The 8,180-nt window shown below is 55.2% G+C and carries 6 protein-coding genes; 5 read left to right on the top strand and 1 reads right to left on the bottom strand.

Features of this window, described 5'->3' with window-relative positions; all coding sequences use genetic code 11:
- Both HMPREF2999_RS03970 and HMPREF2999_RS03965 read left to right on the top strand, forming a co-directional pair.
- The coding region (locus tag HMPREF2999_RS03970; protein ID WP_141757035.1) for an ATP-binding cassette domain-containing protein at positions 1–992 on the top strand (992 nt) is incomplete at its 5' end.
- A 256-nt stretch (positions 993–1,248) separates the two neighbouring features.
- Complete coding sequence (locus HMPREF2999_RS03965) at positions 1,249–2,724, top strand: RNA-binding domain-containing protein (RefSeq protein ID WP_210399534.1); 1,476 nt, start codon at positions 1,249–1,251, stop codon at positions 2,722–2,724.
- 135 nt (positions 2,725–2,859) lie between these two features.
- Here the strand turns inward: HMPREF2999_RS03965 and HMPREF2999_RS03960 are convergent, their stop codons facing one another.
- A complete protein-coding gene (locus HMPREF2999_RS03960; protein ID WP_005507370.1) occupies positions 2,860–3,483 on the bottom strand; it encodes a superoxide dismutase in 624 nt (207 codons plus the stop codon).
- A 1,466-nt stretch (positions 3,484–4,949) separates the two neighbouring features.
- Here HMPREF2999_RS03960 and HMPREF2999_RS03955 point away from each other — a divergent pair.
- From HMPREF2999_RS03955 to nhaA, 3 genes are all read left to right on the top strand, one after another.
- Positions 4,950–5,501, top strand: coding sequence for a MarR family winged helix-turn-helix transcriptional regulator (locus HMPREF2999_RS03955; RefSeq protein WP_070675643.1), 552 nt, complete (start codon positions 4,950–4,952; stop codon positions 5,499–5,501).
- Between the two features lie 537 nt (positions 5,502–6,038).
- Positions 6,039–6,563 carry a ferritin gene (locus HMPREF2999_RS03950; RefSeq protein WP_049338183.1) on the top strand — a complete coding sequence of 175 codons (525 nt, stop codon included), beginning with the start codon at positions 6,039–6,041 and terminating at the stop codon, positions 6,561–6,563.
- Between the two features lie 245 nt (positions 6,564–6,808).
- Positions 6,809–8,161, top strand: a complete 1,353-nt coding sequence (nhaA, locus tag HMPREF2999_RS03945; protein WP_070675640.1) for a Na+/H+ antiporter NhaA — start codon at positions 6,809–6,811, stop codon at positions 8,159–8,161.
- Positions 8,162–8,180: the final 19 nt, after the last annotated feature.

Below are 8,180 nucleotides of genomic sequence, written 5' to 3'. Positions count from 1 at the left end.
AGGCGGCTCAGCGTCGCGTGACCGAGGCGAAGAACCGGGTGCGTTCGGCGCATCGCGAGTGGGTGCAGGCGCAGGAGATTATCTCGAAGAACATGGCGCAGGTGTGGAAGGACGACCAGCCGGATACGATTCTTGCCCTCGCCAAGGACGCCTCACGTCAGGCGGCGGCAAAGCTTCGAGTTCTGCGCGTCGGCAAGCAGGAGCAGGCTCAGGAGGAATACCAGAACGCCCAGGATGAGGTGCGCGTGCAGGAGAAAATCTATGCCGAGCTGAGCCAGCAGCCCCTACCCGCGGGGCGCAAGGTGCTGGAGCTGCACAGGGTTGATTCTCGTGGGACTAACCCTCAGCAGGTTTCACGTGAAACATTTACCGCTCAGCAACCCACTAAGGTTGATTCTCTGCATTTTTCACCCGTTGAGGCAGATGGCGAGAGCCGGCAGGGAACCCCTGCGGAGCACCCCGAACACCTGATTCTCAGCGGCCCCGAGCATCTGCGCATCACCGGTGCGAACGGCAGCGGCAAGACCACCCTCCTTGAGGCAATTGCCCACGCAACAGACCCGGAGTACCGCTCCCCCGTGCAGCCCGCCTACCGGGTCGACTATTGCCTCGAGGGGGCGTACATTCCGCAGCGCATCACCCTCGACCCGCAGCTCACCCTCCTGCAGAGCGTGCAGCGGGCAAACCCCGGAGTGAGCGAGCAGCATCTTCGGGATCAGCTGGCGCGACTGCTTTTCCGCCGCGAGAGCGTGCACCATAAGACCGGTGAGCTCTCCGGTGGTGAGCGTTTCCGCGCGGCGGTGGCGCAGGTGCTTCTGGCCGACCCGGTGCCGCAACTTCTCATGCTGGATGAGCCGACGAATAACCTCGATATTTCTTCGGTGGATTGGCTGGTGCAGGCACTCGAAGCCTACACCGGTGCGCTCATCGTGGTGAGCCATGATGAGGATTTCTGCCGCCGCATCCGCATTGACCGCACGCTGGCGCTCTAGGGTTCCGTCTAAGGTTCCGAACCCAACCCCGCGGGTGCTACCCGGGGCTTAACGAACGGGTGCCCGGCACCTCCGAATGTGGAGGCACCGGGCACCCACCATAGCAACAGCCGGAACGCATCCGCCCAACATCGCAGGCCGCTTCTTATTTATGTAACAAATCATCCTCAATAGTTACATATTTGTCACCAAAATCCATCTTATTTGTAACTAATGTCCCGCATGAGGCCTAAAATGTCACTCCAGGAATTACAATATGTACATGTATACGCCTGAAGAACTAACACGAACACTCAACGAGCTACGGCTTCTAGGTAGAGACAGCCTGACCGTAGAGGTTAAATCAGCCCACATGGGTTACCCCTCCTCCGTGGCGGAAACTATCTGCAGCTTTGCTAACCTTCCCGACGGAGGCACAATCATATGCGGTGTCGACGAATCTCAGAAGTTTGCACCTGTAGGCGTTTATGATATTGAAGATCTGCGGGCAAAAATTATTGATGCCGCGCAAAATCTTAAGCCAAAAATCGTAGTGGAAACCGACGATATAACTCTAGATGGCCATCAGCTGCTCATCGTAACCGTTCCGGGCCTGCCGGTACAGGAACGTCCCTGCTTCAAAGGTAATATAGCCTACCAACGGCTCGGGGATGGTGACTACCCAATGGATGGCTACGCGCTCAGTCTAATGTACGCGCAGCGCCACAAACCGCACAATGACTTACAAAGCATCGCTCACACGTCCATTGATGATTTGGACAAGTCCTACACGCAGGACTTCCTGCGCCAGGTACGTCTCTCCTCAGCCCGTTTGCGTCAGAGCTCTGACCAAGAAATTTTGTATAAACGCAATGTACTAGCTGCAGATAATCATTTAACCTTGGCTGGGATGTGCGCTCTGGGTGACTACCCTCAGCAGTTTTATTCTGGGGCGAGCGTTATTGGCATAGTGTCTACAAGCGGCAACACCCGCAATGATGACCGTTTTCGAAGCGAAGGCCCTATTCCCGCCATGCTTGAAGATACCCTTGCATGGCTTATACGCAACATTAAGAACCGCACCGTCACAGCTCCCAATGGTGCGGGGCTCATCGATCAGCCAGAAATCCCCTTGGTAGCTCTCCGTGAGTTCGTAGCCAACGCACTCGTCCACCGGAGCTATGAACGGGATGCATCCGGAAAATTTATACAGATTTTTATCAAACGCGGCCGTATTGAAATCATCAGCCCCGGCGGTTTTTGGGGTATCCTGCCGAGTCAGGTAGGCATCGTGCATCGCCCTGCGGCTGTAAACGAGGCGCTCTATGCTATCTGCCAGAATATTCGTCTCAGCGACGGTCACCGACTAATCGAGGGCGAAGGGGGCGGTATCCTAGCTGCGCAACAGGCCCTGGTTGATGCTGGGTTGCGTAAGGCGCATATTATCGACGAGGGTATCCAGGTACGCGTCATTATCTACCGTCCTGCCGATAACACGCAGCCTACGAGCACAATGGGGGTATCCTCTACTCCTCAGCTTGCTGAGATACCGGAAAATCTATCCCCCACGGAATCCCAGGTGTACATTGCTTTGACTCGCGGACCTGCTACAGTCGCTGATATTGCGGAAAGCACCGAGTTGAGTGCACGGCAGGTACGTTACGCATTGCCCAAGCTAATCCAACGAGGTTTGGTAGAGCAAAAAGCCCGTTCGGGACGCCGCGGCTCGGTATACCGCACGCTGGCGCTCTAGGGCTCAGCCCTGAACCCCGCGGAACAACATCTGAATACAACGAACGGGTGCCCGACACCTCCGAATATGGAGGCGCCGGGCACCCGTTTCAGTTATCTCACCGCGGCTACTTCACCGCGCTGACGAAAACTTAGATTAGAGAACCAGGCCCTTAGTCTGGGACACTGCTCGCTCGAAGCGAGCCTGAACGTCAGCCCAGTTCACAATGTTCCAGAATGCCTTGACGTACTCGCCCTTAACGTTCTGGTAGTCCAGGTAGAATGCGTGCTCCCACATGTCCAGCTGCAGAACGGGAATCAGTGCAACGGAGATGTTGCCCTGCTGATCATAAAGCTGCTCGATGATGAGGCGCTTGCCAACGGTGTCCCATGCGAGGATTGCCCAGCCGGAGCCCTGAATGGTCAGTGCAACGTTGGTGAAGTGCTCACGGAACTTGTCGAAGGAGCCGAAGAACTCGTCGATTGCTGCTGCCAGCTCGCCGGTGGGCTTGTCGCCACCCTCGGGGGACAGGTTATTCCAGAAGATGGAGTGGTTGGTGTGGCCACCCAGGTTGAACGCCAGGTCCTTGGAGAGCTTGGAGACGTTGCCGTATGCACCGTTCTCGCGTGCCTCTTCAAGCTGCTCGAGAGCTGCGTTAGCGCCTGCAACGTATGCTGCGTGGTGCTTGTCGTGGTGCAGCTCCATGATCTTTGCGGAGATGTGGGGCTCAAGCGCCGCGTAGTCGTAGGGGAGCTCGGGGAGGGTGTACTTTTCAGCCATGATGATGCCTTTCATTAGAAAACTTGGCTTGTATTAAAGATTACCAGCGTAGCGTTTACTTTACTTTTCATGAGTTGGGGAGCGTCACATTTATGTAAGACCTCGCTCGACCCTGTGGATTTTAGGCAAAGACTTTTCCCCACATCTGTGGATAACCCTGTGCATCAACAGGATTTTCAGGGTCGATACCCTATTCTGCCTTGAAATACCGGGGTATACACTCATGTGAATAACAGTGCTGTAAGTTCTCCACACTGTGGATAACTGCTGTGGATAACATCCTATTTTGGGGATGCGCGGGGGATAAACTGCAGAATTTTCGCCCCCATTCGGGGTGTTTTTCCTTCTACTAGCCAAAATATTGAGTGCCCACAGGGCCGCCGAGCGATCTTACGCGCCTCCTTACGCCGGAGGCGGTGGATTAAGTGCACAGGGTTATCCACAGCTGTGGAAATTTTCGGGTTCCGCGGTTTTAAAGGTGAAAAGGTCTTCTGTTTAAGAACTTACCCTCGCTTTTAACAGCCTCGAAAGCCTGTAATTACAAGAATTTTTCGACTGGGCCCCTCTTTGCATCTTGCATTGCCACCATCGCCAGCTTCACCAAATCACATGCGTGTAAGTTCTCCACACTGTGGATAACCATTGTGGATAACCCCTGTGGGTAACATTCCTGACGCGATACGGCGCAGCAACACCACAGCTGCAAGGTGCACAGTGCAGGTACGCAGACCCCCCAACTCATGCTCCTCCCCTAGTTTGCAGGGGCGCTCTTGCTAATCCCTATGAGGGCAAAGAAAAAGAGCACCCGACCATTGGATGCTCTTAGAGTGAGTTGATAGAAATTCGAGTTAAAAAGATACGGTACGGAATGCAGCCCAACCACGAACTGCACCCGCACCGCACATCCGTCGGTAGAAATACGAGTTACTCGTACACCGACGACAATCACCGATAAATAGAGAGTCGAACCTATCGAAGCGAGCTTCCGGTCTCGCCTCGGAGGCTTCCTTCGACCCCGTTATGTAATTAGTGTACACGGTTTCATTACGGTTGCAAAGCCAAAACCGAGATTTTTTTAAAAATTTTGTTATCGTTTCGTTATTTTTCACCCTTGGCAAGCTCTTTACACTCCCTAGAATTTTCATCCACACCCCTAAAACCCTTGATATTCCGCGGAAGTTGGCTCAATTCATGAGTATGCTTCTTGGTACGTTCTCATCTATACTTGTACCGGAAATCTTTTTAAATATGTCGTGCATCACTTGTCTACCCTAGGTTTTTATAGTCACTGCGTGCAAAAAGATGACCCTAGCACCCTCCAAAAAATTAGCACCAAAGTGTCAACCATTACTTGACCGTACCAATTTAGGGTTACCGGGCAAGACCTTTCGCTACAATGGGTGCCAGCACACCACACCTCCCCTTAATAAGGGAGCTCCATATCCGATAAAAGAGGAACCAATCCCGTGTCCACACCAACCACGTCTGCGCAGCGGTCTGACAATACCGCACACAGCGAATCCATCCAGTGGCTCTCCCCGCAAGAGCGAGAAGGCTGGCTCTTTATCAGCTCCATTATCTTCAGCCTCACCCGCAAACTGGAAAACCAGCTGCAGAGCGAAGCTGGCATTAGCTTTGTCGAATACATGGTGCTCGCAATGCTCTCCGAGTCCAAGGATCATTCCCTCACCATGACCGAGCTGGCAGTTACTACCAACACCCTCCCGGCACGCCTCTCCCGCGTTGTGGCACGCCTGGAGAAGGACGGCTACGTCCGCCGCTCCCTCAGCGCGGAAGACCGCCGCGTCAGTATCTGCCATTTGCTCCCCGCAGGCGAGCAGAAGGTGCAGGAGGTCGCACCCGGTCACGTGAGCGAAGTACGCCGCCAAATTTTCGACCACCTGACCACCGAACAGGTTGAACATCTCGCAGAAATCGGCGAGGCAGTCCTCGGCAACACCCCCTCAAACGTCATCTCGATTGATGCACTGCAGCGTGGGGACTACCCCGCACAATAACCTCCTCCGCCCTCGGGTAAGATTCGCCCCGGGTGAGAGTTGAGAGAACCAGAGATAAGGCACATTCCCCACCGGGAACGTGCCTTATCTCTTTAACAGATTTCTTAAATAGGCTCTTGCAGTCGCGAGCGCTGCGGTACGCACGAACCTTAAAACCGCCTAAAGTTGCCCCGGGCATCGATACATTCGAAGAATTTTAAAAAATTTTTGCGGTATCACGTACCGCTATGAAATGTCGAATGACCGGCTGTCGGGCGCAGGGGCATCATGCATATACGCGGGATATTGGGGTATCTAATGCCGCTCTAAACCGCGAAATCTCAAGGAAACGCACCCAATACCACTCAATCCAAAGAAAGTATTCAGGGCATCCACACTAAGGGTTGTGGTGACAATATGTCAGGGGTACCTTATCTGATTCACCGATTAGCCTTTTCTCTCTGTACATGACGCACCCCACCCCTTACGATAAATATCAACAGGTTGCACCGCGCCATCCCGGCACCTACAAGCAACCACCATATAAGGAGAAACCATATGTCTAAGTCTTTCTACGACCTTCTGAACGAGCAGATCGGCCACGAGTTCGCAGCATCCCACCAGTACCTGTCCATGGCTATCTGGCTCGACGGTGAGGATCTGCCCCAGCTGGCTAAGTTCTTCTACCAGCAGTCCCTCGAAGAGCGCGAGCACGCACTCATGATGGTTCAGTACAAGCTGGACCGCGGCCACAAGGTCGAGATCCCCGCTGTTCCCGCCGTCAAGAACGACTTCGAGAACGTTCAGGAAATCGTTGACATGTCCCTGGCACAGGAGAAGGTTGTCACCGGTCAGATCGAGGCTCTGTTCTCCGCAGCACGCGCTGAGAACTACGCACTGGGCGAGCAGTTCATCCTCTGGTTCCTGAAGGAACAGGTTGAGGAAGTTGCAACCATGGAGACCCTGGTGACCATCGTGAAGCGCGCAAACGGCAACCTCTTCGACCTGGAGAACTACGTTGCACGCGAGCTGGCACACGACCACGGCCAGGAGTCCGGCGCACCCGCTATCGCAGGCGCATAATCTCGCATTCGCACGACTAGAGCACTAGTCGAACACGCAGAATAGCTGCAGAAATACTAAAACGTTCCGCCCTCACCGCACCACGCGGCGAGGGCGGAACGTTTATGCATATACCCCATAAAAGCACACCGCGGTGCACCGTCCAGGAGCTAAAAGCCGTCAGCGGGTACTCGAATACTCATACAGTGCAGAGTAAACTTAAAAGCCTTAGATGCCGCATAATATCGCGGCAGAAAGAGGAGAGAATGACTCACACCAACCCAGATACCCTCAGCCGCGGCTCATATAGCAACTCACGCCGCGTAGCCGACATTCTGCGTGCAGAATCAGTCGGCGGTACCGTACTTCTGATTGCGACGGTGCTGGCAGTAGTACTCGCCAACACCCCCGCCTCCACCTTCTACTTTGGTCTGCGAGACACCGTGGTCGGCCCGGTCATCCCCGGCTTCAACCACCTGCAGATGAGCATCGGAACCTGGGCGGCAGACGGTCTGCTCGTCGCTTTCTTCTTCCTCACCGGCCTGGAGCTGAAGAAGGAATTCGTGATTGGTGATCTCAAGTCGCCCTCCACCGCGATTGTGCCGATTGCGGCTGCCTTCGGTGGCGTGGCAGTGCCCGCGATTATCTACACGGCACTGAACTTCACCAGCCCCACCGCACTGCACGGCTGGGCAATCCCCACCGCAACCGATATTGCGTTTGCGGTGTCTGTTCTCGCCGCCGTGGGTACTTTCCTCCCCTCGGCGATGCGTGTCTTCCTGCTGACCCTGGCAGTGGTCGACGACCTGATTGCAATCTGCATTATCGCGATCTTCTACACCAATAACTTCCACGGCGAGTACCTGCTCTTCGCACTCATCCCCCTCGCTCTTTTCGCGTTCATTGCCTACCGCGGTGAGACCATGCTGCACCTGAAGCCGCTGGCTGCATGGATTCTGCTGTTGCCCCTGGGTATTATCACCTGGGCGCTCTTCCTTGAGTCCGGCATTCACGCCACCATTTCCGGTGTGGTTCTCGGCTTCCTGGTGCCCGTGAAGATGTCCGCTCGCTCTGAGGCGGCACAGGCTGAACACGGTCTTGCAGAGGTGCTGGAGCACCGATTCCGTCCCCTCTCTACCGGCATCTGCGTGCCGATCTTCGCGTTCTTCAGCGCGGGTGTGGCTGTGGGCGGTTTTGAAGGCCTCGGACGCGCCCTCACCGACTCGGTGGCGGTCGGCATTATGGTTGCGCTGGTTGCCGGTAAGACCATCGGTATTTTCGGTACCACCTGGCTCGTGACCCGCTTCAAGAACGCTAACCTTGACCCGGACGTCGCCTGGATTGACGTGGTCGGCCTGGCTGCAACCGGCGGTATCGGCTTCACCGTGTCCCTGCTGGTCGCTGAGCTGTCCTTCCCGCACGGCTCTCCGCACACCGAAGACGCAAAGATTGCGATTCTCGTCGGCTCCGTACTCGCCGCAATTGTTGGTGCCGTTATCCTTTCACGCCGTAACAAGCACTACCGTGCCCTGGCTGAGAAGGAAAGCGTAGACGCTGACGACAACGGCATCCCCGACGTCTTCGAGGGCACCTACCGTGACCCGAAGACCGAAGCCTAGTAAGAACTCCTAAGGTCTA

The sequence above is a fragment of the Rothia sp. HMSC066H02 genome (genome assembly GCF_001814995.1).
Classification (GTDB): Bacteria; Actinomycetota; Actinomycetes; order Actinomycetales; family Micrococcaceae; genus Rothia; species Rothia mucilaginosa.
Note: the sequence above shows the minus strand (reverse complement) of the source record. Positions and strands in the feature narration are given on the sequence as shown.

What these genes read in the sequence shown, in the direction of transcription:
- HMPREF2999_RS03965 (WP_210399534.1), top strand. Translation starts at nt 1,249, where the DNA reads ATGTACATGTATACGCCTGAAGAACTAACACGAACACTCAACGAGCTA.
- HMPREF2999_RS03960 (WP_005507370.1), bottom strand. Translation starts at nt 3,483, where the DNA reads ATGGCTGAAAAGTACACCCTCCCCGAGCTCCCCTACGACTACGCGGCG.
- HMPREF2999_RS03950 (WP_049338183.1), top strand. Translation starts at nt 6,039, where the DNA reads ATGTCTAAGTCTTTCTACGACCTTCTGAACGAGCAGATCGGCCACGAG.
- nhaA (WP_070675640.1), top strand. Translation starts at nt 6,809, where the DNA reads ATGACTCACACCAACCCAGATACCCTCAGCCGCGGCTCATATAGCAAC.